26 protein-coding genes and 1 pseudogene are annotated in these 25,119 nt (G+C 61.1%); 12 read left to right on the top strand and 15 right to left on the bottom strand.

Annotated elements, in window-relative coordinates; genetic code table 11:
* Positions 1-7 precede the first annotated feature (7 nt).
* A complete protein-coding gene (locus KHO31_RS34580) occupies positions 8-1,036 on the bottom strand; it encodes a bile acid:sodium symporter family protein (RefSeq protein ID WP_201072069.1) in 1,029 nt (342 codons plus the stop codon).
* Between the two features lie 554 nt (positions 1,037-1,590).
* Here KHO31_RS34580 and KHO31_RS34575 point away from each other — a divergent pair.
* The 4 genes from KHO31_RS34575 (at position 1,591) to KHO31_RS34560 (ending at position 8,680) form a co-directional block, all read left to right on the top strand.
* Positions 1,591-2,136, top strand: coding sequence for a hypothetical protein (locus KHO31_RS34575; protein ID WP_236060864.1), 546 nt, complete (start codon positions 1,591-1,593; stop codon positions 2,134-2,136).
* Positions 2,137-2,650: 514 nt separating this feature from the next.
* A complete protein-coding gene (locus tag KHO31_RS34570) occupies positions 2,651-3,739 on the top strand; it encodes a porin (RefSeq protein ID WP_201072074.1) in 1,089 nt (362 codons plus the stop codon).
* A 204-nt stretch (positions 3,740-3,943) separates the two neighbouring features.
* Positions 3,944-4,882 (top strand): LysR family transcriptional regulator, encoded by a 939-nt coding sequence (locus tag KHO31_RS34565; protein ID WP_201072075.1) that lies wholly within the window; start codon positions 3,944-3,946, stop codon positions 4,880-4,882.
* Positions 4,883-5,056: 174 nt separating this feature from the next.
* On the top strand, positions 5,057-8,680 hold the full coding sequence (locus KHO31_RS34560; RefSeq protein WP_211625440.1) for a methylmalonyl-CoA mutase family protein: 3,624 nt from the start codon (positions 5,057-5,059) through the stop codon (positions 8,678-8,680).
* 58 nt (positions 8,681-8,738) lie between these two features.
* On the opposite strand, the gene KHO31_RS34555 is transcribed toward KHO31_RS34560, so the two are convergent.
* Positions 8,739-9,698 (bottom strand): NAD(P)H-dependent flavin oxidoreductase, encoded by a 960-nt coding sequence (locus tag KHO31_RS34555; protein ID WP_201085893.1) that lies wholly within the window; start codon positions 9,696-9,698, stop codon positions 8,739-8,741.
* A gap of 319 nt (positions 9,699-10,017) precedes the next feature.
* Between KHO31_RS34555 and KHO31_RS34550 the strand changes: the two genes are divergently transcribed.
* On the top strand, positions 10,018-10,908 hold the full coding sequence (locus tag KHO31_RS34550; RefSeq protein ID WP_201072079.1) for an alpha/beta fold hydrolase: 891 nt from the start codon (positions 10,018-10,020) through the stop codon (positions 10,906-10,908).
* 69 nt (positions 10,909-10,977) lie between these two features.
* On the opposite strand, the gene KHO31_RS34545 is transcribed toward KHO31_RS34550, so the two are convergent.
* Positions 10,978-11,448: an Lrp/AsnC family transcriptional regulator gene (locus KHO31_RS34545; RefSeq protein WP_201072080.1), complete on the bottom strand. Its 471-nt coding sequence runs from the start codon at positions 11,446-11,448 to the stop codon at positions 10,978-10,980.
* A 114-nt stretch (positions 11,449-11,562) separates the two neighbouring features.
* On the opposite strand from KHO31_RS34545, the gene KHO31_RS34540 reads away from it, so the two are divergent.
* Entirely contained in the window at positions 11,563-12,462 is a 900-nt protein-coding gene (locus KHO31_RS34540) for a DMT family transporter (RefSeq protein WP_201072081.1), read from the top strand.
* Between the two features lie 362 nt (positions 12,463-12,824).
* Here KHO31_RS34540 and KHO31_RS34535 read toward each other — a convergent pair whose 3' ends face one another.
* The 6 genes from KHO31_RS34535 to KHO31_RS34510 form a co-directional block, all read right to left on the bottom strand.
* Entirely contained in the window at positions 12,825-13,745 is a 921-nt protein-coding gene (locus KHO31_RS34535) for an MBL fold metallo-hydrolase (RefSeq protein ID WP_211625438.1), read from the bottom strand.
* Complete coding sequence (locus tag KHO31_RS34530) at positions 13,742-14,215, bottom strand: MaoC family dehydratase (RefSeq protein WP_201072085.1); 474 nt, start codon at positions 14,213-14,215, stop codon at positions 13,742-13,744. Before KHO31_RS34530 ends, KHO31_RS34535 begins: the two co-directional genes overlap by 4 nt.
* Positions 14,212-14,448 carry a DUF1289 domain-containing protein gene (locus KHO31_RS34525; protein WP_201072087.1) on the bottom strand — a complete coding sequence of 79 codons (237 nt, stop codon included), beginning with the start codon at positions 14,446-14,448 and terminating at the stop codon, positions 14,212-14,214. Before KHO31_RS34525 ends, KHO31_RS34530 begins: the two co-directional genes overlap by 4 nt.
* 4 nt (positions 14,449-14,452) lie before the next feature.
* Entirely contained in the window at positions 14,453-14,974 is a 522-nt protein-coding gene (locus tag KHO31_RS34520) for a YbaK/EbsC family protein (RefSeq protein WP_201072089.1), read from the bottom strand.
* A gap of 53 nt (positions 14,975-15,027) precedes the next feature.
* Positions 15,028-15,954 (bottom strand): hydroxymethylglutaryl-CoA lyase, encoded by a 927-nt coding sequence (locus tag KHO31_RS34515; RefSeq protein ID WP_201072092.1) that lies wholly within the window; start codon positions 15,952-15,954, stop codon positions 15,028-15,030.
* Positions 15,955-16,185: 231 nt separating this feature from the next.
* Positions 16,186-17,127 (bottom strand): 2-hydroxyacid dehydrogenase, encoded by a 942-nt coding sequence (locus KHO31_RS34510; RefSeq protein WP_211625437.1) that lies wholly within the window; start codon positions 17,125-17,127, stop codon positions 16,186-16,188.
* A 280-nt stretch (positions 17,128-17,407) separates the two neighbouring features.
* Here KHO31_RS34510 and KHO31_RS34505 point away from each other — a divergent pair, with 280 nt between their 5' ends.
* On the top strand, positions 17,408-18,010 hold the full coding sequence (locus KHO31_RS34505) for an RBBP9/YdeN family alpha/beta hydrolase (protein WP_201072097.1): 603 nt from the start codon (positions 17,408-17,410) through the stop codon (positions 18,008-18,010).
* Between the two features lie 171 nt (positions 18,011-18,181).
* Positions 18,182-19,207 (top strand): sulfate ABC transporter substrate-binding protein, encoded by a 1,026-nt coding sequence (locus KHO31_RS34500; protein ID WP_201072099.1) that lies wholly within the window; start codon positions 18,182-18,184, stop codon positions 19,205-19,207.
* A 55-nt stretch (positions 19,208-19,262) separates the two neighbouring features.
* Here the strand turns inward: KHO31_RS34500 and KHO31_RS34495 are convergent, their stop codons facing one another.
* The 5 genes from KHO31_RS34495 to KHO31_RS34475 form a co-directional block, all read right to left on the bottom strand.
* Positions 19,263-19,547: a hypothetical protein gene (locus KHO31_RS34495; protein ID WP_211625435.1), complete on the bottom strand. Its 285-nt coding sequence runs from the start codon at positions 19,545-19,547 to the stop codon at positions 19,263-19,265.
* Between the two features lie 13 nt (positions 19,548-19,560).
* Positions 19,561-19,821, bottom strand: coding sequence for a hypothetical protein (locus tag KHO31_RS34490; protein WP_211625433.1), 261 nt, complete (start codon positions 19,819-19,821; stop codon positions 19,561-19,563).
* A gap of 178 nt (positions 19,822-19,999) precedes the next feature.
* Entirely contained in the window at positions 20,000-20,266 is a 267-nt protein-coding gene (locus KHO31_RS34485; RefSeq protein WP_211625430.1) for a hypothetical protein, read from the bottom strand.
* Position 20,267: 1 nt separating this feature from the next.
* Complete coding sequence (locus tag KHO31_RS34480; protein WP_211625428.1) at positions 20,268-20,717, bottom strand: hypothetical protein; 450 nt, start codon at positions 20,715-20,717, stop codon at positions 20,268-20,270.
* A gap of 219 nt (positions 20,718-20,936) precedes the next feature.
* The gene (locus KHO31_RS34475; RefSeq protein WP_211625426.1) at positions 20,937-21,221 is read right to left on the bottom strand and encodes a hypothetical protein; all 285 of its coding nucleotides are present in this window, start codon (positions 21,219-21,221) and stop codon (positions 20,937-20,939) included.
* A 480-nt stretch (positions 21,222-21,701) separates the two neighbouring features.
* Between KHO31_RS34475 and tnpA the strand changes: the two genes are divergently transcribed.
* The 4 genes from tnpA to KHO31_RS34455 are packed head-to-tail and all read left to right on the top strand — an operon-like array spanning position 21,702 to position 24,544.
* Positions 21,702-22,124 (top strand): IS66 family insertion sequence element accessory protein TnpA, encoded by a 423-nt coding sequence (gene tnpA / locus KHO31_RS34470; RefSeq protein ID WP_211625424.1) that lies wholly within the window; start codon positions 21,702-21,704, stop codon positions 22,122-22,124.
* On the top strand, positions 22,118-22,465 hold the full coding sequence (gene tnpB, locus KHO31_RS34465) for an IS66 family insertion sequence element accessory protein TnpB (RefSeq protein ID WP_154563997.1): 348 nt from the start codon (positions 22,118-22,120) through the stop codon (positions 22,463-22,465). Before tnpA ends, tnpB begins: the two co-directional genes overlap by 7 nt.
* 59 nt (positions 22,466-22,524) lie before the next feature.
* On the top strand, positions 22,525-24,039 hold the full coding sequence (tnpC, locus tag KHO31_RS34460) for an IS66 family transposase (protein ID WP_211625422.1): 1,515 nt from the start codon (positions 22,525-22,527) through the stop codon (positions 24,037-24,039).
* Positions 24,040-24,052: 13 nt separating this feature from the next.
* Positions 24,053-24,544 carry a hypothetical protein gene (locus tag KHO31_RS34455; protein ID WP_211625420.1) on the top strand — a complete coding sequence of 164 codons (492 nt, stop codon included), beginning with the start codon at positions 24,053-24,055 and terminating at the stop codon, positions 24,542-24,544.
* 14 nt (positions 24,545-24,558) lie between these two features.
* Here KHO31_RS34455 and KHO31_RS34450 read toward each other — a convergent pair.
* Positions 24,559-25,119, bottom strand: a pseudogene (locus KHO31_RS34450) (hypothetical protein); the annotation flags it as partial.

Genomic DNA, 25,119 nt, shown 5'->3' with positions numbered 1-25,119 from the left:
CGCGTATTCAACGGCGCGCGACAGCGGCGGCGGGCCGCTCGCGCGAGGCAGCGTGAGTTTCGCCGCTGGTGTCGCGAGCCCCCCAGCGCTGCGCGAGCGCGGCACACACCATCAGCTGGATCTGGTGGAACAGCATCAGGGGCAAGACCACGGCACCCACCGCATGCGAGGCGAAAATCACCTTGGCCATCGGCACGCCGGCAGCGAGGCTTTTCTTCGAGCCGCAGAAGATGATCGTGATCTGATCGGCGCGGCTAAAGCCGAGCCGCTTGCTGACGAACATCGTTACGGCCAGCGCGAGTGCGAGCAGCACGACGCTGATCAGCAGCAGGCCGCCGAGTGCCGACAGCGGGATCTGGTGCCACAGCCCCTCATTGACGGCTTCACTGAACGCGCCGTACACCACCAGCAGAATCGAGCCCTGGTCGACGAACTTCAGCACGCCACGGTTGCGCTCGATCCACTTGCCGATCAGCGGGCGCAGCAATTGTCCGGCCACGAACGGCACCAGCAATTGCAGAACGATGTTGCCCACCGTATGCCACGGCGAGGCGCCGCCGCTCGCAGCCTGATTGGTGACGACGAGGCTGACGAGTGCGGGCGTGATGAAGATACCCAGCAGGCTCGAGGCCGACGCGCTGCAGACCGCGGCCGGCACGTTGCCTTTGGCAATGGACGTGAACGCGATAGACGATTGAACCGTCGACGGCAGCGTGCAGAGGAAGAGGACCCCCGCATAGAGCGCAGGCGTGACCAGTGGCGAAAGGAGCGGCTTAAGCGCGAGGCCGAGCAGCGGAAACAGCGCGAACGTGCTGAGCAGCACTACCAGGTGCAAACGCCAGTGCGTCGCGCCCGCAACGATCGCTTCGCGTGAGAGCTTGGCGCCGTGCAGGAAAAACAGCAGGCCGACCGCGACGTTCGTCACCCAGTTGAACCCGACGGCGGCCTGCCCGTGAACCGGCAGCAAGCTGGCAAGGATCACGGTGCCCACGAGGCACAAGGTGAAATTGTCGGGAAGCAGTTTCGGGCGAGCCATGGCGGAATCTCGATTCGGTGATACGGAAAGCAGGGCGCGCGAATGCATCGCCTCAGGCTATGGAAAACGCCTATTGTTGTTGAAAACCGATTGAATATGCAAATTCATTTACCGAATCGATTAATGAGCTTTGTGCATCAAATCGTTGTATCAGCAACCTTCAGGCAATGCCCGCGGGCAGTTCCAGTATTGGCGACCGGATCTGTTTGGTCCACTGCCGTTTTGACAATCTGCTGAAAAATTTGGTTGGGATTCGTCATACTCAAGTGCGTTCGGCGGATCTCGATATAGCCGTTCAACCATGCTGTTTCAAGGCTTTCGCGCAAGGGCTATGTCGCAGAAAAACGTCGCAGTAACAAGGTGTTACAACAGCGGTCGAGGCCTAACACTTTTTGGCTCGACACCCTTTGCCGGCGCCCATAAATTACTGCTCAGAGGCCATCGGGATGCCCCGCGCCGCGACAGATACGCAGCGCTCGTGCCGGTCCCAGAACAAGTCCATCGCAGCTCGAACGGTGGGCTTCAGGCAGGTCTTCGGGCATGTGAGTCACTTGGTGGACGGGTTGTCGAGAACGAAGCACTGGGCATTGGGCGCGGTTATTACCGTGCTGTGTTCGTTCGCCTACGCAAAAGTGCCGAACATGCCGCACGGCGGTGGCGACGGTTATTCGCATTCTGCTGTGAGCCACGCAATGCGAGGTGATGCGCACAACGGCGGCCATTACTATGGCGCCGCCAATGTAAGGCCGGCTCGCAACAACGTTGCCGACAGTCACGCGCGCTTGCCGCATGGCGGCCCGAACTTCGCCGCCGGCAACTACGTCAACGGCTTTGGCGGCTACAACCCGGGCATGCACCGTGTCGCCGGACCGGGCGCATATCCAGGCGACGCCCGCGGCGGCATGCAATACGCCGGCGCTATCACCCCTGTCAGCACGGAATCGCGCTCGGTGCCGCGGCCGCCGCCCAATGCGCCGGTTCGCTCCGGCTCGATTCGCGCCGATGTCGCGCGGTACAACGAAGAGCGTGGCTCTTCACGGGCAATGCAGCGCCAGTCAGACGACCCGCGCCAGCAGGAAGGCTTGCCGTACCGTAACTAAATACCCGCTCCTCGTCTCGCCAGATTCCCCTCCCACGCTTCGCCGAATCCGCTTTTCCGGCTCTCAAACCGGTTTGCTGCGGCAATGCGCATCGCTGTGGTCCAAAAAGCCCGCGTCAATGTGACGTTTCGACGCCACACTTTTTTGAAAAGACTCGGCAGTAAGCCGCCTCCCGTCGTCAAATTTGGTGGCGTTTGCCGCGGCGCGTCATCCTTATGTCATCTGAACCGTTATCACCCAGTCGGGCGCAATGTCAGTAACGCTTTGCGCCGGACCGTGAGGTCCGCCGCGATGCGGTGAGGACAGGCACGGCTACCGCTTTATCAGGCCGATAAATGACAAAACTAATCAGACCGCTATACCCGCAATAACCCACGATATTTTTGTCCATAAAAATGGTCCGCAAAGATGGTCCCGCCCAGATTGGCTCGATGATCGAACGGACAACAACAACGGTTCGCGCGAGCTCCCCCATTCGCACAGCCACACCCTTTTGACAAAGACAGGAGAACCCATGAAAACGAGCATCAGCAGTGCGCTGAAGACCACCCTTAAGGCAACCGCGTGTGTCGCTCTGCTGGCCAGCGCATCGTCTGCTTTTGCGCAATCGAGCGTGCAACTCTACGGTCAGGTCGACGAATGGGTCGGCGCGCAGAAATTCCCGGCCGGCAAGACGGCAGTCCAGGTATCCGGCGGCGGTATGTCGACGTCGTACTGGGGTATGAAGGGGGCGGAGGATCTGGGCAACGGCTACAAGGCGATCTTTGCGCTGGAAGGCTTCTTCCTCGCGCAGAACGGTCAGTACGGCCGCTTCACGGGCGACACGATGTTCTCGCGTAACGCCTACGTCGGTATTGAATCGCCGTACGGCACGGTGACCGCAGGCCGTCTGACCACGCCGCTGTTCGTGTCGACGATCCTGTTCAACCCGTTCATCGACTCGTACGTGTTCTCGCCGATGGTTACTCATACGTATCTCGGCCTCGGCACGTTCCCGACCTACACGACCGATCAGGGTGTGACCGGCGATTCGGGTTGGAGCAACGCAGTGTCGTATTCATCGCCGAACTTCAACGGCCTGACGGCGACGGCGATGTACGCGCTCGGCAACACGGCGGGGCAGAATGGCGCGAAGAAGTGGAGCGGCCAAGTGCTGTATTTCCACGGCCCGTTCGCGGCGACCGCGGTTTACCAGTACGTGAACTTCAACAGCGTGCCGGGGGATCTCGGCAGTTTCGATACGTCGGGCGTTCCGGGCCTGAAGAGCCAGAGCGTGGCGCAAGCCGGCGTTTCGTACGACATGAAGTTCGTGAAGTTCTATGGCCAGTACATGTACACGTATAACCAGCAGACCATCTCGAGCTGGCACGTGAATACGGGGCAGGGCGGCGTGACGGTACCGGCCGGCCCGGGCTCGGTGATGGCGTCGTATGCCTATTCGCGCGACGGCGGCGGCCTCAACCAGACCCGTCAGACGGCTTCGATCGGCTATGACTATCCGCTGTCCAAGCGTACGGATATCTATGCGGCGTATATGTACGACAAGATCAGCAGCCAGTCGAGCGGCGACACGTACGGTGTCGGTCTGCGCGCGAAGTTCTAAGCGTCCGGGTGACGGCGAGCGGCACCTGCGAGCAGGTGCCGCGTGACGCCAACCCTGCCGAACCACCGGCAACACGCGCAAAGCCCACCTTCTCCGGAAGGTGGGCTTTGTCGCTTCTGGCGCTCGTTCCTGCTCGATTTGCTGCTCAGTGTTTGATAAACCCGGCAAAATGACGGCGATTGATTCCTGAAGCGAGCGATTGAGATGGATACCCTCGTCAGCATGAAAGTGTTTCGCCATGTGGTCGAGGTCGGCAGCTTTGTCGGCGCGGCCGAACGCATGGAGATGTCGGCGGCGATGGCGAGCAAGCACGTCATGCACCTCGAACAGCAGCTCGGCGCGCGTTTGCTGAACCGCACCACGCGGCGTGTCGCGCCGACCGAGGCGGGCCGCGAATACTACGAGCGCCTGAGCCAGGTCCTCACCGAACTCGAAGAAGCCGAGCAGGTGGTCGGCGCAGCGAGCGTCGTGCCGCAAGGGCGCTTGCGGGTGTCGTCGTTGTCGGCGTTCGGCTTGAGCCACGTGATGGCCGCAGTGGCCGACTATGCCGCGCAGTACCCGCAGGTCACTGTCGACATGACCCTATCCGATCGCGTGGTCGAACTGATCGACGAAGGCTTCGACGTTGCGATCCGGGCTTCGCCTAGCGGGCTGAAGTCGTCTTCGCTGATCGCGCGGCAGATCGCGACTGCCCATCTGGTGCTGTGCGCGTCGCCAGCCTATTTGCGCCGGCATGGCACGCCGAAGACCGTCGCCGATCTGGCGCGCCACAACTACCTGCAATACGCAGGCGTGGCGCCCCTGGAAATCGCAACCGCGACCGGCGACGGCTCGCCGCGCGTGCGTCTGTCCGGCAATCTGATCGTCAACCACCTGGAGGCGCAGCGGGTAATCGTGCTGCAAGGCGCGGGCATCGCGATGCTCGGCACCGAGGTGATCGGCGACGATCTTGCCACGGGGCGCCTTGTGCCGCTGCTGGTGGACGACGTGCCGCCGCGCGAGTTACCGATCCATGTGGTCTACGCGAGCCGCCGGCATCTGTCGGCCAAGGTGCGCTCGTTTGTCGACTTCCTCGCCGAGCGGTTTGCGAACGAATCGCTCTGGCCTTCGCTCGAACAGATCAGGGCGCTGGCGGTGCGATAGACGCGTTGCGCGGCGCAGCCAGGACAAGTGGACTGTCAATCGCAGATCCGCTGCGCGGACACGCCAGCTGGGGCGCACAACCCGCTGAACAGCGCGGCCAGCCCGATCAGGCGCCAGGCCCCGTTTAGCTATACTGGTTGCCAGCATCCATACGCGTAACGATCTGGGGGAGACATGACTGATCTGTCCACGCCGCAGCGCGCCGGTGGCCACAAGCTACCCGCTGGCCGGCGCCTGCGTTTCGTCACCGCTGCTGCCTTGTTCGACGGCCACGACGCGTCGATCAACATCATGCGGCGCATCCTGCAAGCGAGCGGCGTCGAGGTGATCCACCTCGGCCACAACCGCTCGGTCGAAGAAGTCGCTACCGCCGCACTGCACGAAGACGCCGACGGCGTCGCCGTATCCAGCTATCAGGGCGGCCACAACGAATACTTCCGTTATCTCGTCGATCTGCTGCGTGCGCGTGGCGGCGAGCGTATCAAGGTGTTCGGCGGTGGCGGGGGCGTGATCGTCCCCGAAGAAATTGCCGAGCTCGAACGATATGGCGTCGAGAAGATTTATTCGCCGCATGACGGCCAGCGGCTCGGTCTGCAAGGCATGATCGACGACATGATTGCGCGCTGCGCTGACGTCGCTCGTGCCGCCGCCGCCGCACGGGAGAGTCCGGTTGGCGAATGGGTGGCCGATTTGTCGGCGTGTGGGCTGCCGCGTTTCGAGTCGCGCGCAGAATCGCGCGTCGAGACGCGTGGCGACGATCACGCCCACGCGCGCGATCTTTCCGGCAACACGCCTCAGGAGGGCGGCGCCCTCTACGTCAACCAGATCGCCGACGTCACCCGTACCGCCGAACGGCCAGACCCCGCTGCCTTCACTTTCCGCCGCCTTGCGCAACTGATCAGCGCGTACGAGGCGGGCCGCGTCAAATCGGCCGAGCAGGAAGCACTATCGGTCCTCGCTGAGGCGATCGAGGTGCCTGTCCTCGGCATCACCGGCACCGGCGGCGCCGGCAAATCCTCACTCACTGACGAACTGATCCGCCGCTTTCGCCTCGACTATGGCGACGCCCTCACCATCGCCGTGCTGGCTATCGACCCGTCGCGCCGCAAATCCGGCGGCGCGCTGCTCGGCGACCGTATCCGCATGAACGCAATCGGCAATTGGGGTGGTGGCGCGCGCGTCTACATGCGCTCGATGGCGACGCGAGAAGCGTCGAGTGAAATCACCGACTCGTTGTCTGACGTGCTTACGCTATGCAAGGCTGCGGGCTTCGATCTGATCATTGTCGAGACGTCCGGGATCGGGCAGGGCAATGCGGCGATCGTGCCGTTCGTCGACGAATCGCTCTACGTGATGACGCCGGAATTTGGCGCAGCGAGCCAGTTGGAAAAGATCGACATGCTCGACTTCGCCAGCTTTGTCGCGATCAACAAGTTCGATCGCAAGGGCGCGCAGGATGCGTTGCGCGATGTCGCCAAGCAGGTGCAGCGCAATCGCGGCGATTTCGCGAAGGCACCCAGTGCGATGCCGGTGTTCGGCACGATCGCCTCGCGCTTTAACGACGACGGCGTGACCGCGCTGTATCAGCACGTTGCCGAGGCGCTGCGCACGCGTGGCTTGCGTTCCGGTGGAGGCCGGCTGCCGATGCTCGACCACCTGCGTTTTTCGAGCGGCCGCAACGCCATCGTGCCGCCGGCACGCGTGCGCTATCTGGCGGATGTCGCGCAGACCGTTCACGCGTACCGCGAACGTGCCGACGCGCAAGCACGCGTGGCGCGTGAGCGCTGGCAGCTCACCGAAGCGCGCCGGATGCTCGGCGAAGCTGATGCAGGCACAGGCACAGGCACAGGCACAGGCACAGGCACAGGCACAGGCACAGGCACAGGCACAGGCACAGGCACAGGCACAGGCACAGGCACAGGCACAGGCATCGGTGCGACTCCTTCCGCAGGCTCAGGCGCCGTGGCGAGCGCCGCAAACGCGCCGCGAACTCAACTCGACACACTCATTGCTCAACGCACCGCCACCCTAGGCGAGCGCGAGCGCAAGCTGCTCGAAGCGTGGCCGCAAACCGTTGCCGCCTATTCCGGCGACGAACACATCGTCCGTATCCGCGACCGCGAAATTCATACCGCGCTCACCGTTACGACACTGTCCGGTTCCGAGGTCCGCAAAGTCGCGCTGCCGAAGTTCGTCGACCATGGCGAGATCCTGCGTTGGCTGATGCTCGACAATCTCCCCGGCTACTTTCCATTCACTGCCGGCGTGTTTCCATTCCGCCGCGAAAACGAAGATCCGACCCGGATGTTCGCCGGCGAAGGCGATCCGTTCCGCACCAACCGCCGTTTCAAATTGCTCTCCGAAGGCATGCCGGCCAAACGGCTTTCGACGGCGTTCGACTCGGTCACGCTCTACGGCGAAGAGCCGCACGAGCGCCCCGACATCTACGGCAAGGTGGGCAACTCGGGCGTCTCCGTCGCCACGCTCGAGGACATGAAAGCGCTCTACGACGGCTTCGATCTGTGCGCGCCCGAGACGTCGGTATCGATGACGATCAACGGCCCGGCACCGACGATTCTCGCGATGTTCTTCAACGTCTCGATCGATCAGCAGATCGCGCGCATGGCTCAGCAGCAAGACCGTCCGCTCACGGAAGACGAACTTGCCGCCGCTCGCCGCACAGCGTTGGAAAACGTGCGCGGCACGGTACAAGCCGACATCCTGAAGGAAGACCAAGGCCAGAACACGTGCATCTTTTCGACCGAGTTCAGCCTGAAAGTCATGGGCGACATCCAGGCGTATTTTGTCGATCATGGCGTGCGCAATTTCTATTCGGTGTCGATCTCCGGCTATCACATCGCCGAGGCGGGCGCGAATCCGATCTCGCAACTGGCCTACACGCTCGCGAACGGCTTCACCTATGTCGAGGCCTATCTCGCGCGCGGCATGTCGATCGACGACTTCGCGCCGAATCTGTCATTCTTCTTTTCGAACGGCATGGACCCGGAGTACACGGTGCTGGGCCGTGTCGCGCGACGCATCTGGGCCATTGCGATGCGCGAACGCTACGGCGCGAACGAGCGCAGCCAGAAACTCAAGTATCACGTGCAAACTTCGGGCCGCAGCCTGCATGCGCAGGAGATCGACTTCAACGATATCCGCACCACGCTGCAGGCGCTGATCGCGATCTACGACAACTGCAACTCGCTGCACACCAATGCATTCGATGAAGCGATCACCACGCCCACCGAAGATTCGGTGCGCCGTGCGGTGGCGATCCAATTGATCATCAATCGCGAATGGGGTCTCGCGAAGAATCAGAATCCGAATCAGGGCAGCTTCGTGATCGAGGAGTTGACCGATCTGGTGGAAGAAGCGGTGCTGGCGGAATTCGATCGGCTCACAGAGCGCGGCGGTGTGCTCGGCGCGATGGAAACCGGCTATCAGCGTGGACGGATTCAGGACGAGTCGATGCTCTACGAGCATCGCAAGCACGACGGCTCATATCCGATCGTCGGCGTGAACACGTTTTTGAGCGCGCATCCGCACGAAGCGCCGCAGCCGATCGCACTCGCCCGCTCCACCGACGAAGAAAAGCAGAGTCAATTGAAGCGTCTACGCAATTTTCAGGCGCAACACCGTGAAGATGCACCGGCCGAGCTCGAACGCCTGAAGCGCGCAGTGATCGACGATGACAACGTGTTCGCGGTGTTGATGGACGTCGTGCGCGTCTGCTCGCTAGGGCAAATCACGCACGCGTTGTTTGAAGTGGGCGGGCAGTACCGCCGCAATATGTGAGTGCCGGACGTGCTGCGGCTCCAGAATCGAGCCGCAGCACAACGCCTTAATCGGGCACCTATCGCGCAATCCCAAGCCGCGCTTTCGCGTCGTTATATTCCTTCGTCAAGCGCCGAACCAGCTCATCAACGCTCGGCACATCGTCCATCAAGCCGACGCCCTGGCCTGCGCCCCAGATGTCTTTCCATGCCTTCGCCTTGTCGCTGCCGAAATTCATCGCGGTCTTATCCGATTCCGGCAGCGCGTCCGGGTCCAGCCCCGCGTTCAGAATACTTTCACGGATGTAGTTGCCGTGCACGCCGGTGAACAGGTTCGTGTAGATGATGTCCGACGCCGTGGAATTGACGATGGCCTGCTTATAGCTGTCGACCGCGTGCGCTTCTTTGGTCGCGATGAAACGCGTGCCCATGTAGGCGAGGTCCGCGCCCATGGCTTGCGCCGCGAGGATCGAGCCGCCGTTGGCGATCGAGCCGGACAGCACGATCGGGCCGTCGAACATGCGCCGTACTTCGCCGACCAGCGCGAACGGCGAGGTCGTGCCCGCATGGCCGCCGGCACCCGACGCCACCAGGATCAACCCGTCGACGCCCGCTTCCAGCGCTTTCTGCGCATGCCGAAGGTTGATCACGTCGTGCAACACGATGCCGCCGTAGCTATGCACCGCGTCGACGATCTCACGCGCCGGTGCGCGCAGGCTGGTAATGAAAATCGGCACCTTGTGTTCGACGCACACACGCACGTCGTGCTCGAGCCGCGTATTCGACTGATGGACGATCTGGTTGACGGCGATCGGTCCGATGATCGCGTCGGGGTTAGCCGCTTTGTGCTCGGCAAGCTGCGCCTGAATCTGCGTGAGCCATTCGTCGAGCAGTTCGGCCGGGCGAGCATTCAGCGCGGGGAACGAGCCGACAATGCCGGCCTTACATTGAGCTAACACGAGGTCGGGGTAGCTGACGATGAACATCGGCGAGGCGACGACGGGCAGCGCGAGTTTTTGCAGGACGGCGGGCAATGCCATGATGCGAGTCTCCTGATGAGCGGACCGGTGCGGCGTTGAGCGCCCGGCGATGATGAGTTTAGCGGCACATGGCCGGTGGTGCGTCGAGACTGACCAGCGTCATGCTGCCGCCGCGATCTCACCCCACATTTGCCACGGTCGCCCGTAATTTAAGAACGATCGTTCGATTATAGGCGAATCACGGCGGGCGTGTTCGTCAGCTCCGTTTAGAACAGTTGGAAGGAGTGTTCAGGTTCTATGTTTGCGTGGGCTATCCCACCCCGCGTCGACACATTGCGCTCCTACAATGCTTGGACAACCAAACGACGAGAGACCCGCTATGGCCTTCGAGGATTTCACGCCCTTTCGCGTTGCCGTGGGCGACGTCGATATTTTCGGAGTGAAGGGTGGGGCGGGGCCGCCCCTTCTGTTGTTGCACGGCCATCCGCAGTCGCATCTGATCTGGCAGCGGTGCGCAGCGCAACTGGCGGAACACTTCACCGTCATCGCCACCGACTTGCGCGGCTACGGCGCCTCGGGCAAACCGCCGAGCGACGCCCATCACACGCCGTATTCCAAACGCGCGATGGCGGCCGATCAGGTCGCCGTCATGCGCCACTTCGGCTTCGAGCGATTCCTCGTGTGCGCACACGATCGCGGCGCCCGGGTCGCGCACCGGATGGCGCTCGATCATGCCGACGCAGTCGAGCGTTTGATGCTGCTCGACATCGCGCCGACGCTCGCGATGTACGAAGCCACCGACCGCGCTTTCGCGACGTATTACTTCCACTGGTTCTTCCTGATTCAGCCGGCGCCGCTGCCGGAGACGCTGGTCGGTGCGAACCCGGCCGCGTATGTCGATGCGGTGATGGGCAGCCGTCACGCGGGCCTGGCGCCGTTCGCGCCCGAAGCACTCGACGCGTATCGCAGCGCGCTGGCGCAACCCGGCGCCGTGCATGCGATGTGCGAGGACTACCGGGCGTCGGCGAGCATCGACCTCGAACACGACCGCGCCGACATCGAGCGTGGCCACAAGATCGGTTGTCCGCTGCGGGTGTTGTGGGGCGACAAGGGTGTGATCGAGAAGTGCTTTGACGCGCTGGCGGAATGGCGTCACGTCGCGCGGGACGTGAGCGGCCGTCCATTGTCGTGCGGGCATTACATTCCTGAAGAGGCGCCGGACGAACTGGTCGCTGAAATGCTGTCGTTCTTCGAAGCGGTCGAACAGTAAGGGGCTTCGTTCATACGCAATGCGGCCGTCGTTCGCCCAGGCGCGAGGCGATGCGGCTGCGCGTTTCGCTCAGCCTAGCGGCGGCAACCGGCGCGCAACCGGCGTCGACTTGACGATTGCAGTGCTCGTCTCCGCACGCTCGGTGACCTTCGACAGAATCTCGTCGAGTTGGTCGATCGAATGCAGATACAGGCGGCAGATGAAGCAGTCGTCGCCCGTGACCTTGTCGCATTCGACAAACTCCGGAATCCGCCGGATCACGTCTTCTACCAGATGCAACTGCCCGGGCAAGGGCTTCACGCGCACGATTGCCTGTAGCGTGAAGCCGAGCGCGCGCGGATCGATTTGCACGGTGAAGCGCTCGATCACGCCTTGCGCTTCGAGCCGTCGGACGCGTTCGGCCGTACTCGGCGCCGAGAGGCCCACCAGCCGTGCCAATTCGCTGACGGGTTGGCGAGCATCCGACGCCAGCGCGGCGAGCAGCGCGCGGTCGGTTTCGTCGAGTGTGGCGGGCGTGACGGGAGCAAGGCGTTTTGTCATGATGGCCTTCGAATATTAGGTTTCCTCGCAGGAAGTCTTAAGTTTAGCCATGTATTCGGGCAGCCGGATTAATTACACTGCTCCTCATGCAGGAATCAATTCGAGGATCGAATCATGGCGTCAAATGAGATTCGCCGCGGCGCGGCGGAAATGACCATGGCCATGCTGATGTCCGGCACCATCGGCTGGCTGGTGGTGTCGTCGCAGCAGAGCCCGTTCAATGTGGTGTTCTTTCGCTGCATCTTCGGCGGCGCGACGCTGGCGCTCGTGTGCGCCGTGCTCGGCCTGTTCAGGCGCAAGCTTTTTTCGTGGAAGATGCTCGGCCTCGCGCTGCTAGGCGGCGCGGCTATCGTGATCAACTGGGTGTTGCTGTTCGCGGCCTATTCGCGCGCCTCGATCTCGATGGCAACCGCCGTCTATAACACGCAGCCGTTCATGCTGGTCGCGCTCGGCGCGCTGGTGTTTCGTGAGCGCATCAGCGCGTCGACGGTGGCCTGGCTGCTGATCGCGTTTATTGGTCTCGTGTTTGTGGTGAAGGTCGAGCCGGCCGTGCTGGCGGTGCCGGGGCAGTATCTGGTCGGTGTCGCCTATGCCGTGGGTGCGGCGGCGATGTATGCGGTCTCGTCGATCATCACGAAGCGCCTGAAGGGCACCCCGCCGCATTTGATCGCCCTGATCCAGGTGTCGCTAGGTGTCGTGATGCTGGCGCCGTTCGTGCGCTTCGATGCGCTGCCGACCAGCGGCGTGCAGTGGCTTGAATTGCTGGTGCTCGGTGTCGTCAATACGGGGCTCATGTACGTGCTGCTCTACGGCGCGATCCAGAAGCTGCCGACCTCGATGACCGGTGCGTTGTCGTTCATCTATCCAGTGGTCGCGATCATCGTCGACCGGGTCGCGTTCGGGCAGAAACTCGCGTGGATTCAGGTGCTCGGTGCGGTGCTGATCCTGTTCGCGGCCGCCGGCGTGAATCTCGGCTGGCGGATCGTGCCTCAGAAACGTCTGTCTTCGACCTGACGTAATGGCTGCGGCGCCGATGGACCTCCTGGTAATGGTAAATAGTACGGATTCCGGAGTAACGGGCGCGCTGTATTGTCCATATAGACGGATCAATGACGTCCCACTCGCGCGACTACGAGGCTTCGTAGCGTCGTCTGTATGCGGGTTTAAAAGGCGGCGTCAAGCTTCTGTAGGGAAATCACTGATGCGGTCAAAAAACTGGCACGCGTATCATTCGTACCGACGCTGATCACGTCCGACAGAATTTCCGCCGCTCGCCTTGATGGCCGAGCGGCTTTCTTTTTGTAGCGACGGTTTTGGTGTTTTGTTGGCCGCCTTTCGCTTACTCGCCTGCAGCGCGACCGCTTATCCCACACGCCTCACGCCTGGCGCGCGACGATGCGCTCGCCATCGACTTCCAGTGGGCCGTTCCCGGCCGCCAACTCCTCAACGATCGCGCGCACCAACATGGACCATTCGCCGCGCGGCTTGAGCATCGCGGCGGCGGCGCGCATCGCGGCGGCATCATCGAGCATCTGAAGCAACGTGTCGAAGCTCATCGCGCGGACTTCGAGCAGCTTGAACACAATCAACACCTTCAGCGCATTCTTCGCGTTACGCGCCGGATCGGCGCGTAACCACGCGACCCGCGAAAACGCCCGTTCAAGCGCTTGCTCGACATTCGTGAAGGGTGATCCGTGGCCGGGAATCACGAGCCGCACGTCGAGCTTCGCAATGGCTTCGAGCACCGCCTGTTCCTCGGCGAAACCGCTTTCACCTTCCAGCTCGGGAAAGATCACGCCGAAGCCGTTTTCCCACAGCGCGTCCGCGCTGATCAGGATGCGTTCGTCCGGGCAATACAGCATCAACGAATGCGGATCGTGGCCAGGCGCGCCGAGCACTTGCCAATCGAGCGAGCCGAGCCGCAGTTGTGCGCCGGGCCCGATGGTCTCGGTGAAGGTGAAGCGCTCGCAAGTCTGACCGGTGGCGCCAAACGTCAGACGGGTTTCGTCCCAATCGCGCACCGCGTCGGCTTCGGATGCGGGAATCGCAGTACGGCACGGCCATGTCGACTGCAATAGCGCGTTGCCGCCGCAGTGATCCGAATGCAGATGCGTGTTGACGATCAGATCGAGCGGCCGCGCGCCGAGCCTTTGCTTCACGAGCGCGACGGTTTGCGGCGCGTGTGTCGCGTAACCGGTATCGACGAGGGCAGCACACGTCTCGTCGACCAGCAACACGTTGTTCGACGAAAGCCAGCCGCGTTCGAAGACTCCGATCGATTCCGGTAGCTTGATCATGAGGTCTTCGTGCTCACGTTTGAAGCCGCCGATGCTTCGGGTTTCGGCATCACCAGGATGGTCGAGGTGCCGATCAACATCGTCTCGCCGCGCTGGTTTATCACGCTTCCTTCCAGATGCGTCAGGTCGCCGTTCAGACTCGGCTTCCAGTACGCATCGCGCACACGCCAGGTGATCGTCAGCGTGTCGCTCGCGTGGACGGCTTTCTTCAGCTTGATATCGAACTCCAGTCCGAGCGGCTGCGCGTAGGTCGAAAAATGCGTCGCCAGCAGCGCCATGAAATGCGCGGTCGGTTGCGTGCCGGATGCGATCAAACCCCCGAAGCGGCTTTGCGCGGCGTAGGCGTCGTCGTGATGCAGGGGATTGAAGTCGTTGACGAGCGCGGCGAACGATTTCACCGATTCCACCGATAACGCCAATGTCGAATGGAACGTCTCGCCGATCGTCACAATGCGCGGCGCGGCGTTCATCGTTGCGCCTTCACCAGGTTTGCCTGGTTGGCCATGAATGCCGCGTGGCGTTCCTCGATCGCGTCCCAGACTGCGCGCTTCGCGTCGTCGTCGAACGACGACCAACCGGCGATTTCGTCGATGGAGCGCAAGCAGCCTTCGCACCAGCCGGTCGAGGCGTCCATCCTGCACACGCTGATGCAAGGTGACGGCACGGCGGCCTCGTCGTCTTCGTTATCGATGCCCGCGGTCATAGCTTCATGCCGTCTCGCGCAGCGCCACGTCGATCACCGGTGCACCCGTCAGATCAATCAGTTCCTGCGCGGTCAGATTGAACACCGCATGCGGATGACCCGCAGCGGCCCACAGGCTGTCGAGTTCCAGCAGATCGGCATCGATCAGCGTGACCGGTTTCGTGGCGTGGCCGATCGGGCACACGCCGCCGATCGCATACCCGGTTTTCTCGCGAACGAACTTCGCATCCGCGCGGTCGATCTCGCCGACTTGCGCCGCGACCTTCTTTTCGTCGACGCGATTCGCGCCGCTCGCGACCACCAGTACCGGTGTATCGTCTTTGCGGCGGCGAAACAGGATCGACTTGGCGATCTGCGCAACCGAGCAGCCGAGACCGGCTGCGGCTTCCGCGGAGGTCTTGCCGGTTTCCGGCAGCATCACGATCCGTCCCGAGTGGCCGCGTTCACGCAACAACAGGGCGACGCGGCGTGCGGAGTCAGGCAACGCGGCGAGATCGTCGGAATCGGGAGAAGCGTGGTCCGTCATCGTTTCAGGTCCTGAGAGAGGGGCGAGATGAGTGGCGAATTGAGTGGCGAGCGTCAAACACAGTTGGCCTGTTCGCTGCGTGCTTTGGCGAGCAGTGCCTTGCCGGCGCGCGAGACGTTAGGCTTGCCAATCGACGTCGAAATGAAATCGCCGATCGCCACGACTTGCGCGAGGTCGATGCCGGTCTCGATGCCGAGGCCGTTCATCAGATACAGCACGTCTTCGGTCGCGACGTTGCCGGTCGCACCCTTCGCATACGGACAGCCGCCGAGTCCTGCCACTGAGGCATGATAGATCTCGATGCCTTCCTGCAACGCGGCGTAGATATTCGCGAGCGCCTGACCGTAGGTGTCGTGGAAGTGACCCGACAGACGTTCGCGCGGAAACACCTTGGTGACGGCTTCGAACACTTCACGCGTGCGCTTCGGCGTGCCGACGCCGATCGTGTCCGCGATATCGATCTCATCGCAGCCGAGGGCCGCGAAACGCTCGACCACATCGACCACCGAGGCCACCGGCACTTCGCCTTGATACGGACAACCGAGCGCGCACGACACGCTGCCGCGAATGCGCAAGCCATGTTCCTTCGCCGCCTGCGCGACCGGCGCGAATCGATCGATGCTTTCCGCGATGCTGCAATTGATGTTCTTCTGCGAGAACGCTTCGCTGGCAGCGCCGAAGATCACGATCTCGTCCGCTCGCGCAGCAAGCGCGCCTTCGAAACCGCGCAGGTTCGGCGTCAGCACCGAGTAGATCGTGCCGGCACAGCGCTCGATGCCGGCCATGACGTCGGCGCCATCGGCCATTTGCGGCACCCATTTCGGCGACACGAACGATGCCGCTTCGACGTTACGGAACCCCGCTGCCGACAAGCGGTTGATCAAGTCAATCTTGATCGCGGTAGGGACGAATTCTTTTTCGTTCTGCAGTCCGTCACGCGGACCGACTTCGACGATTTTGACGTGTTGGGGCAAGGCCATGATGTCTCTCCTGTGTCGACCGGAGTTTGCGCTTTAGCGCATTACTCCGGTCCCATGCAAAGCGGTCGACCGGAGTTTGCGCTTTAGCGCATTACTCCGGTCCCATGCAAAGCGGTCGACCGGAGTTTGCGCTTTAGCGCATTACTCCGGTCCCATGCAATGAGCCCGCACGTGGCGGTGTTCCCTCAGTTCGATCCTATGGTGTTCAACACTCGTGCTCAATAAGTGTGCTCAGTATCCACGTTCGATATCGACTACGCCGCTCACCGTTTCGCCGCGCATGATCGCCGCCATTTTCTGGGCAACTTGCGTGACGCTCTCTTCGCGCAAGGTGAGCGCGGACATGTGTGGGGTGATCGTGATTCGCGGCTCCTGCCAGAACGGGTGATCGGGCGGTAACGGTTCTTCACGGAACACGTCCAGCGTCGCGGCGGCGAGTTGGCCGCTTGCGAGCGCTTCGAGCAGATCCGGTTCGACCAGATGGCCGCCGCGCGCAACGTTGATCAGATACGCACCCTTTGCGAGCTTCGAGAAGGTGCGCTGGTTCAGCACGTCGCCTGTATCTGGCGTATGCGGCAGCAGATTCACCAGCACTTTCACGCCGTCGAGAAACGCATCGAACTCTGCAGCGCCCGCGAAGGTCGTGATGCCGTCGATTTGCCGCGCACTCCGGCTATACCCGCGCACCGGCATGCCGAACGCCGCGAGCGCTTGTGCGACATGCGCGCCGAGCACGCCCATGCCGAGCACGCCGACGGTGAAGGTCTCGCGCGGATGGGCATCGAGTACATGCCAACGGCGCTCGCTTTGCAGTGTCTGATATTCATCGAAGCGGCGCATGTAGCGCAGCACGGCATGGGTGACATACTCCGCCATTTGCGGGGCCATACCGGTGTCTTCGAGTCTGATCAGCGGCGCGTTGCGCGGCAACGTGCCGGGTTGCTCATGTTCGAGCGCGAGGATTGCATCGACGCCCGCGCCGAGATTGAAAATCGCGCGCAGATTGTCGCGGCCGGCCAGCATCTCACGTGGCGGACGCCACACGACCGCGAAATCGGCTGGTTCGGTGTCACCCGTCTGCCATTCGCGCAGCTCAGCTTCCGGCAGCGCGCGAGTGAAGTCATGAAGCCACGCGGCGGCATCGGCATGCGGCATGTAGAAGAGGATTTTCATACGGTCCGGAAGGCGCATGCGTTATCGAGTCTGTTGGCGGAAAAGGCCCGAAAGTACGGCAGTATCGCCCGCGACGCCTCAGATGACGCTTGCGGCATGGGGCCTCCTCCTTTTATGGATAGGCTTCATTCTACTTTTTCGGCGCGAATCGCGTGCGTTTGCGCACGGGCGTGCGGTTTTTGCGGACATTTGCCCCATAAACAAAGCACAAAAACTTGGTTCGCCCTTGCGGCGCCTGGCGGGACAATCACTTCCCGGATTCCGGCAGCGAGGGACTGACATGCTTTCATGCACCAAATCGACATGGCCGCCGCGGCTCGTCACCGTTCCCGGCCTGCACGGCAGCGAGGGCGCGCACTGGCAAACGTGGCTTGAACGGCAATTCGCGCGCTCATTGCGCGTCGAACAGGCCGACTGGGACGCGCCGGACGTCGCCGTCTGGGCGAGGTCGCTGCGCGATCTGCTCGCGCGCGAACGTGGACCATTCGTACTGGCCGCGCACAGCTTCGGTTGCCTTGCAACTGCGCATGCGTTGCAGCAGGCGTCGTATGCGAACGATGTGGTCGGCGTGCTGTTCGTCGCGCCTGCGAGCCCGGAGAAATTCACCTTCGCTGGACCGTTCGACGCGCGGCGCCTCGGCGTGCCGTCGATTCTGATCGGCAGCGAAACCGACCCGTGGATGCCGCTCGCCGGTTCGCGCGATCTGGCGCAGCGTTTCGGCAGCGCGTTCGTCAATCTCGGCGACGCGGGACACATCAACACGGCGGCGGGATTCGGCCCGTGGCCGCGTGCCAAGTATTTTGTCGATACGCTGGTGCATTGCGCGGCGCCGCTGCGTTTTCGCGAGGAAGCGTTCGAGGTAGCGCAGCACGCGTTCGTCTGAGTTTTCGCCCGGCGTTTTGGGGGCGAGCGGTGGGCAAATTTTCGAGCAACCAGGCGCATGACTGAACGCGTAATTGAGCTTGAGTGAACTAGTAAGCGATCCGTTAGAATCCCGCTTCACGCCGCACACCGGTGCGGCCACAGATTTTCATCATCGATAAGCGGGGACAAGATGGCAGGCAAGACGGGGACATCGCACTGGCTGGCGGCCGGCGTGACGGCAATGACGCTCGCGCTCGGCGGCATCTCGACGGCACACGCAGACACGTCGCTGCTCAACGTGTCGTACGACGTGACGCGCGAACTGTACAAAGACATCAACGCCGGTTTCATCACGGCATACAAGCAGAAGAGCGGCGAGACCGTGTCGATTCGCCAGTCGCATGGTGCATCGAGCGCGCAGGCGCTGTCGGTATTGCAGGGGCTGCAGGCTGACGTCGTGACGATGAACCAGCCGAACGACATCGACCTGCTCGCCGAGAAGGGCCAACTGGTCCCCGCCAACTGGCGCGCGCGCCTGCCGGACGACAGCGCTCCGTACACCACTACGATGGTGTTCCTCGTGCGCAAGGGCAATCCGAAGCACATCAAGGACTGGGACGATCTAGCCAAACCCGGCGTGCAGGTGGTGATCGCCAATCCGAAGACCTCGGGTAACGGCCGCTACACCTATCTGGCCGCGTGGGGTTATCGCAAGCAACACGGCGGCACCGACGCGCAGGCGCTCGACTTCGAGAAGGCGATCTTCAAGAACGTGCCGGTGCTCGACACGGGCGGCCGCGGCGCGACGACCACGTTCACGCAACGCGGCATCGGCGACGTGCTGGTGACGTTCGAAAACGAAGTGTCGTTGATCGACACGGGTGTGGGCGCGGGCAATTTCGAAGCGGTGTATCCGTCGGTGAGTCTGCTGGCTGCGCCGCCGGTCTCGATCGTCGACAAGGTGGTCGACAAGCGCGGCACGCGCAAGGAAGCGCAGGCGTATCTCGACTATCTGTGGTCGCCGGCCGCGCAGGAAATCATTGCGCAGCATCATCTGCGTCCGCGCGACAAGAACGTGCTCGCGAAGCATGCGGCTGAGTTCAATCCGATCAAGACCTTCACCGTCGAAGCGATGTTCGGCAGTTGGCAGAAAGCGCAGCAAACGCATTTCTCTGATGGTGGGACGTTCGATCAGATCATTGTCGACAAGAAGTAAATTTTCGGATCGATGTGAAAAGGCGCGATTGCTCGCGCCTTCTTTTTCTAAGCTACTATTTGCTCGAGTGGCCCTCGGGAAGACCTGTCCAAGGTGACTCTAACATTCCCTTGCGACCGTCTGTCAGGGCGTTTATCAGGCGGTCTAACGATAACTTGTAGACCATAGTGCCGTTCGGGGTCGGTCCGAATAATTCAACTTCAAGATTATCCAGTCCTTTCTCGCGATTGATGACAACAATCGGATTTCTGTCTAGCAATACTTCCAATGTCACAAAGTTGTATTCGTCAGGTGCCGATGACCAAACGGTTTCCACTCGTTCGACTATCTTAGTTTTCATAGCGCATCCTTGATTAGGCATCGTCGATTGGCGCTCCCGGTTTAGGTGCATGCATCAACTGATCAATTCTGATCAAAGCCTGAATCAATTCGCTGAGACGAACTTTGCGAGCCATCGAGCCGTCCGGTTCGGGTCCACCTAACTCTGCCACAAGATTCTCCACCCCATTTTCCTGATTGACACGAACAACAGGATAACCGTCCAGCAGAACTTCGAGGGTCAACTCTTCATATTCGTCCATAGCAGACGACCAGACAATTTCAAGTTTGCTCATCTCAAATCCAGCGTAAGGAGGGTCGCTTGACGCACGAGGTGATGTAATTTGACAATTCGATCCATCAGTTCGAGGAAGTGCTGATCATCGGTGAAGCTCCATGCCGTCGCGGCCACTATGCCGCAAAAATGAAAAGGCGCAATTTCTTGCACCTTCCACTTTCAGTCCTCCCGTAGCGTTACCAGTCCTCTCCGCTGGCTAGAACTTCCGCATGATAGGCGCGTGCGCGCCTCGAAATCTCGTCCCATTGATCGACGGTCAAGATCTGAGCTTTGTCAGTCTTATAGACCGTAAGATAAAGATTGTTGTCCTTTTCAACTGCAAGTTCCATGAAGGGATTGAACTTGCCGGGGTCGTAAGACTCGCCATCTTCAAAAAGATGGACAGCAATGTATGGGTGCGCGGCGGTGACGTCAGCAAATAACTCAAAATAGAGAGTAGCCAATTTATTTCCTGAATCCGATGAAGTCGCCGTTTGAATAGAAAGTTGCCGAAGGTCCGGTAGGAGGAGTATAGGTCACCCATCCATCCGCGTAGCGCCCCCCTATACCTGTTGTGCGCACGCCATTATCTAATGCGTTTCTTACTGCGTCGGATGCCAATTGGTTTAGCTGGTCCGTGGTCCGATAGGTCTGACGCAAATCTTCGGCTGACCGGAACCCGAAATATTCCGGGTGCTTGGTGGCCGCTCTGCCAGCCTTGCTCATCAACTGCCCAGCCGCGTGCGCCTCATTCGCTGCCGCCAGCAGTTCATCTTTAGTGACCTGCGTCGGCTTGCACAGATTGGCGATCCCGCCAACCGCCCCACGAATCGTGCCGGCAATCCCGACAATACCGAACGGGTCGTCGTTGTCCGAGGACATCTGCCAACCCCAGCTCAGTGCGGGATTGAACATGCACTCGATACAGATCGGAATGAGTCCCGGCTCCGACGATGCCCGAAGCAGTGAGCGCGCCCATCCGAGCGTGCCCGGTGGCGGCCCAACCGGATTGATACCCGCCTCGTAGTTATCGAGCCACTGGTCAATCGCAACCCGGGACCGCGCAAAACTGACGTAAGGAAGCCAATCTGAAGAAAGGGCGCGAATCTGCGCGCCCTTTCTGTTGTCACGCCTCTATGCGTTCGGGCTGTCGTCAGGTGGTTCCTTCCACGTGGACCCCTTCATTCCATCGCGACATTCGATGAGCGCGTCTATTAAGCGTTCGAGAGGAAGCTTGTACATCATCGTACCCGTCGGCGTCGGGCCAAAGAGTTCAACTTCAAGATTGTCTAGCCCTTTTTCTCGATTGACGACGACCACGGGGTCCCTGTCTAAAAGGATCTCCAGCGTTACGTAGTCGTATTCGAGAGGGGCAGACGACCACACCAGCTCGACGTTATTTACCATCTGCGTTTTCATCACGGCACCTGTTTGGGATTTAAAACACCGACAAACCTACCATCACCCTCAAATCGCATTCCTGTACCGTCTGGCGCTCGGTATTCGAACCCTCCACGGCTCAGTTCGTTCCTTATAGTGGTCGGATTTTCAAGAATGTCTCGGGCCCACTTACTCGCGGTAGCATTTTTTTCTTCTATGTTTCCCTTCAATGGTGGATAGTAATTGGAGTCACGAGGCGAGTGCTTGTCCCACGACCGCGCAAGTCCACTTAGACCCGTGTTGTTATGTGGTTTGTTCGCTGCGGCCAACAGTTGCTCAGTAGTAACCTGCGTCGGCTTGCACAGGTTGGCGATCCCATTGACCGCCCCACGAATCGTGCCGGCAATCCCGACAATACCGAACGGGTCGTCGTTGTCCGGTAAGCGTCAGCGGATCCCAACTTGAATCGCGACTTCCCGAATGTGAAGGTGATGCTTTCGTGAGAACGAGGGCGATGCGATGGAAGACGAGAACATTAAGGCTGCAACGGCGATGGGTACGCGTCGCCCACGGCAAGGGGAAGCGTTCTGGGGCGAAATGGTCACCACCTGGAAAGCGAGCGGTGTCGGCGCTCGGCGGTTTTGCCGGGAACAGGGTCTGGCGGTAAGCACCTTCAGCCTGTGGCGCAAGAAGCTCTCAAGCCCGGTCAGAGAGATTAAACAGCCACTCGCGGTTACTGCGGATGCGGCATTCATCGTTTCCAATCTGGATGGTGAACTGGCTCCCTCAAGGCCGCTTGTTGCAACGCCAGCGGCTGATGTATCGCCGTCGCGTGACGGGGTGACGCTCTCGCTCGCTGGCGTTCGCATCGAACTGAGCGGCGTTCACGCCGAGCGCATCGTGCGATTTGTGCTTGGACAGCTCGGAGGTGGCCGGTGCTGATTGCCTCGGACGTTCGCGCTTACATCTGTCGCGACCCGGTCGACATGCGCAAGGCGATCGATGGGCTGTCTTATCTCGTCGAGCCGCTACTTGCGCAGAAGCCTGCATCGGGCAATCTGTTTGTCTTCGTGGCGCGCGATCGCTCCAAAGTGAAGATTCTTTATTGGGACCGGACCGGCTTCGCACTTTGGTATAAGCGTCTTGAAAGAGGCCGTTTCCCGTCACCCTCGTTACTTGCTCAGCGCGGCTTCACGCTCGCCGAGCTCAACGCATGGCTCGAAGGCATCGAGATTCCGGCGCGAGAGCCGCACCACACCGTGGCAGTGACGCGCGTGACGTGAGGTGCTCCAGCGCAGCCCCGAGCTTGTAAACGTGGCTTGAGTTAGGCATCATGGAGCACATGCCACCCAACGCCGTCACTGTCGCGGATCTTCCCGTCGAGCCCGATGCGCTGCAAGCATTCGCGCTCGAACAGAACCGGCTCGCACGGGTGTTGTGGGAGCAGTTGGAAATCCTTCAGTATCAGATCGCACAGTTGAACCGTGCGCGCTTTGGCGTGAGTTCCGAGCGCCTGGCGGACCAAGCCGAGCTGTTCGATGCCGCAACAGATATCCCGGCACCGCCGGCGGTCGACGCCATTCCCGTAGGGAGTCACACTCGTAAAGGGCGTCCGGCGCTACCGAAGGACCTGCCGCGCACACGCATCGAATACGATCTGAGCGACGAACAGAAGATGGCGTTCGATACGCTTGAACGGATCGGCGAAGAGCGCAGCGAGACGCTGCATTACGAGCCGTCCAAGCTCACCGTCATTGAGCACATCCGCTTCAAATACGTGGCGAAGAAGGATGGCGAATCGACCATCGTGACCGCAAGCGCTCAGCCGTCGCCGCTGCCAAAGAGCAATGCGAGCGCGAGCCTGCTCGCCAATGTCCTGGTCAATACCTATGTCGATCACCTGCCGTTGAATCGACAGGAAATGCGCTACGCGCGCCGTGGCGTGTACTTGCCACGCGCTACGTTGTGCGAATGGAAGCTGGCATCTGCTGAGCTACTCTCGGTACTGCTGCCTGGTTTGCGCGCTCACCAGTTGAAGGCGCCGCGCATGCACGTGGACGACACGACGCTACCTCTGCTTGAGCGAGGGCACCCATCAACGCGCACAGCACGATTATGGGGCTATCTGGGCGCGGGCCAGCGCAACGAGAACGGAGTCTGGGTCGACCACCCGCCGGCGGTCGTGTTCGAGTTCGCTGAGTCACGCGCGGGCGCGCATCCGCTGCTGTACCTGAATAAATACAACGGCTATCTGCAAGCCGACGCGTACAGCGGTCATGGCGCGCTTTACGCGCGAGGTGACATTATTGAGGTCGGATGCTGGGCTCATTGCCGTCGACGGTTCTTCGAAATTGCCAAGACTCAGAAAGACCCCGGCCTCGCGGCGCAGGCGCTGCAGTGGATCGCCAAGCTATATGCGATTGAATCACGGGTCAAAGACCAAACCCCGGACATCAAGCTTGCGGCCCGGCAAGCGCAGACGTTGCCGATGTTGGCACAGTTTCGTCAATGGCTAGACGCAAACAGCATCGGTTTGCTCCCGCAAGCCCCGCTCGGCAAGGCCTTCGGTTATGCGTTGCGACATTGGGAGGCGCTTGTCCGATATACAGAGAACGGCGTCCTGTTGCCAGACAACAATGCGCTTGAGCGCCAAATCAGACCGATTGCCCTCGGAAGGTCGAACTGGCTGTTCGCGGGGTCTCCACGAGGTGCCCGTGCGGCCGCAACGATGTACTCACTCATCGGAACGGCTCGCCTTAATAATATCGAGCCCTATGCGTGGCTCGAACGAACGCTTGAGAAACTGCCGTCGTATCCCGTCAATCGCGTGCACGAGCTCTTGCCGCTCGCCCGTTAAACACCTCTACACCATGGACATTCTCGACTCGCTTCGGCAGGCGCCTAGTGCCGAGCTTTATCGCCTCTATCTTGCTATCGGCAAAATGCTTGATGATCCCCGACGTATTCTCGAAATACGTCAACGCCTGCACCTGGGGATGGCCGTTAACTACATCGGCGATAACCCGCTTGGACCGCCGGCGCAAGGCACCATAGTCGAACTCCGCCAGACACAGGCAGTGGTTCAGGACAGCACAACTCGACGCCGTTGGGGCGTGCTCTATGCGGCGATCATCCCGGAAACTTCGACTGTTCAGCCTCACGTTGAACCGACACCGCCGCCGAGAACGCAGCGTGAAGAGTTCTTCATCGGTGACACAGTTAGCTTCACTGACAAGCACCTAAGCGAGCGCGTCGGAGTCGTCGTGAGGCTGAATGCCAAGACCGCATCGGTCGCCGTCAATGACACCGATGGCCACTGGCGCGTTTCGTACTCTCTATTGCGAAAGATCGTCGACATTTAGCCGCGAAAACTGCCCTAACGGGTTGTGCTGACGGATACGTTGTCCGAGGACATCTGCCAACCCCAGCTCAGTGCGGGATTGAACATGCACTCGATACAGATCGGAATGAGTCCCGGCTCCGACGATGCCCGAAGCAGTGAGCGCGCCCATCCGAGCGTGCCCGGTGGCGGCCCAACCGGATTGATACCCGCCTCGTAGTTATCGAGCCACTGGTCAATCTCGTCGCTGCTGATCGAAACGGGCGCACCGCCGTTCGTCGTCACTGTGCCGCTGCGGGAGACCAGTTCACCATTTGCCGCATAGCCATAGTCCACGCTGAGAACGCGTGCCACCTGGCCGTTGGACGGCGCAGCGGCCTCGTCGTATCTGAATCGCGTTATGCGGCCGCGTGGGTCGTAGGTGATCCTGGCAGTAAAACCGTTGCTGGATTGAAGCATTACGCGGTGTGCAGCATCCCGCCCAAAGTTTCCACGCAGCCACGGCGTCTTGAGGTTCTGTGCGGTCTCCAGATTGCCGGTGGTGTCGTAGAAGTAGACCCAGTCTTCGGTGAGCTGGTTATTGATGTAGACGCGCGC

This window comes from Paraburkholderia domus (genome assembly GCF_905220705.1).
GTDB lineage: Bacteria > Pseudomonadota > Gammaproteobacteria > Burkholderiales > Burkholderiaceae > Paraburkholderia > Paraburkholderia domus.
The sequence above is the reverse complement of the archived record's forward strand: the minus strand, read 5'-3'. Positions and strand labels throughout refer to the sequence as shown.

Coding starts and splice junctions, on each gene's coding strand:
- KHO31_RS34580 (WP_201072069.1), bottom strand. CDS start 1,036: ATGGCTCGCCCGAAACTGCTTCCCGACAATTTCACCTTGTGCCTCGTG.
- KHO31_RS34570 (WP_201072074.1), top strand. CDS start 2,651: ATGAAAACGAGCATCAGCAGTGCGCTGAAGACCACCCTTAAGGCAACC.
- KHO31_RS34565 (WP_201072075.1), top strand. CDS start 3,944: ATGGATACCCTCGTCAGCATGAAAGTGTTTCGCCATGTGGTCGAGGTC.
- KHO31_RS34560 (WP_211625440.1), top strand. CDS start 5,057: ATGACTGATCTGTCCACGCCGCAGCGCGCCGGTGGCCACAAGCTACCC.
- KHO31_RS34555 (WP_201085893.1), bottom strand. CDS start 9,698: ATGGCATTGCCCGCCGTCCTGCAAAAACTCGCGCTGCCCGTCGTCGCC.
- KHO31_RS34550 (WP_201072079.1), top strand. CDS start 10,018: ATGGCCTTCGAGGATTTCACGCCCTTTCGCGTTGCCGTGGGCGACGTC.
- KHO31_RS34545 (WP_201072080.1), bottom strand. CDS start 11,448: ATGACAAAACGCCTTGCTCCCGTCACGCCCGCCACACTCGACGAAACC.
- KHO31_RS34540 (WP_201072081.1), top strand. CDS start 11,563: ATGGCGTCAAATGAGATTCGCCGCGGCGCGGCGGAAATGACCATGGCC.
- KHO31_RS34535 (WP_211625438.1), bottom strand. CDS start 13,745: ATGATCAAGCTACCGGAATCGATCGGAGTCTTCGAACGCGGCTGGCTT.
- KHO31_RS34530 (WP_201072085.1), bottom strand. CDS start 14,215: ATGAACGCCGCGCCGCGCATTGTGACGATCGGCGAGACGTTCCATTCG.
- KHO31_RS34525 (WP_201072087.1), bottom strand. CDS start 14,448: ATGACCGCGGGCATCGATAACGAAGACGACGAGGCCGCCGTGCCGTCA.
- KHO31_RS34520 (WP_201072089.1), bottom strand. CDS start 14,974: ATGACGGACCACGCTTCTCCCGATTCCGACGATCTCGCCGCGTTGCCT.
- KHO31_RS34515 (WP_201072092.1), bottom strand. CDS start 15,954: ATGGCCTTGCCCCAACACGTCAAAATCGTCGAAGTCGGTCCGCGTGAC.
- KHO31_RS34510 (WP_211625437.1), bottom strand. CDS start 17,127: ATGAAAATCCTCTTCTACATGCCGCATGCCGATGCCGCCGCGTGGCTT.
- KHO31_RS34505 (WP_201072097.1), top strand. CDS start 17,408: ATGCTTTCATGCACCAAATCGACATGGCCGCCGCGGCTCGTCACCGTT.
- KHO31_RS34500 (WP_201072099.1), top strand. CDS start 18,182: ATGGCAGGCAAGACGGGGACATCGCACTGGCTGGCGGCCGGCGTGACG.
- KHO31_RS34495 (WP_211625435.1), bottom strand. CDS start 19,547: ATGAAAACTAAGATAGTCGAACGAGTGGAAACCGTTTGGTCATCGGCA.
- KHO31_RS34490 (WP_211625433.1), bottom strand. CDS start 19,821: ATGAGCAAACTTGAAATTGTCTGGTCGTCTGCTATGGACGAATATGAA.
- KHO31_RS34480 (WP_211625428.1), bottom strand. CDS start 20,717: ATGTTCAATCCCGCACTGAGCTGGGGTTGGCAGATGTCCTCGGACAAC.
- KHO31_RS34475 (WP_211625426.1), bottom strand. CDS start 21,221: ATGAAAACGCAGATGGTAAATAACGTCGAGCTGGTGTGGTCGTCTGCC.
- tnpA (WP_211625424.1), top strand. CDS start 21,702: ATGGAAGACGAGAACATTAAGGCTGCAACGGCGATGGGTACGCGTCGC.
- tnpC (WP_211625422.1), top strand. CDS start 22,525: ATGCCACCCAACGCCGTCACTGTCGCGGATCTTCCCGTCGAGCCCGAT.
- KHO31_RS34455 (WP_211625420.1), top strand. CDS start 24,053: ATGGACATTCTCGACTCGCTTCGGCAGGCGCCTAGTGCCGAGCTTTAT.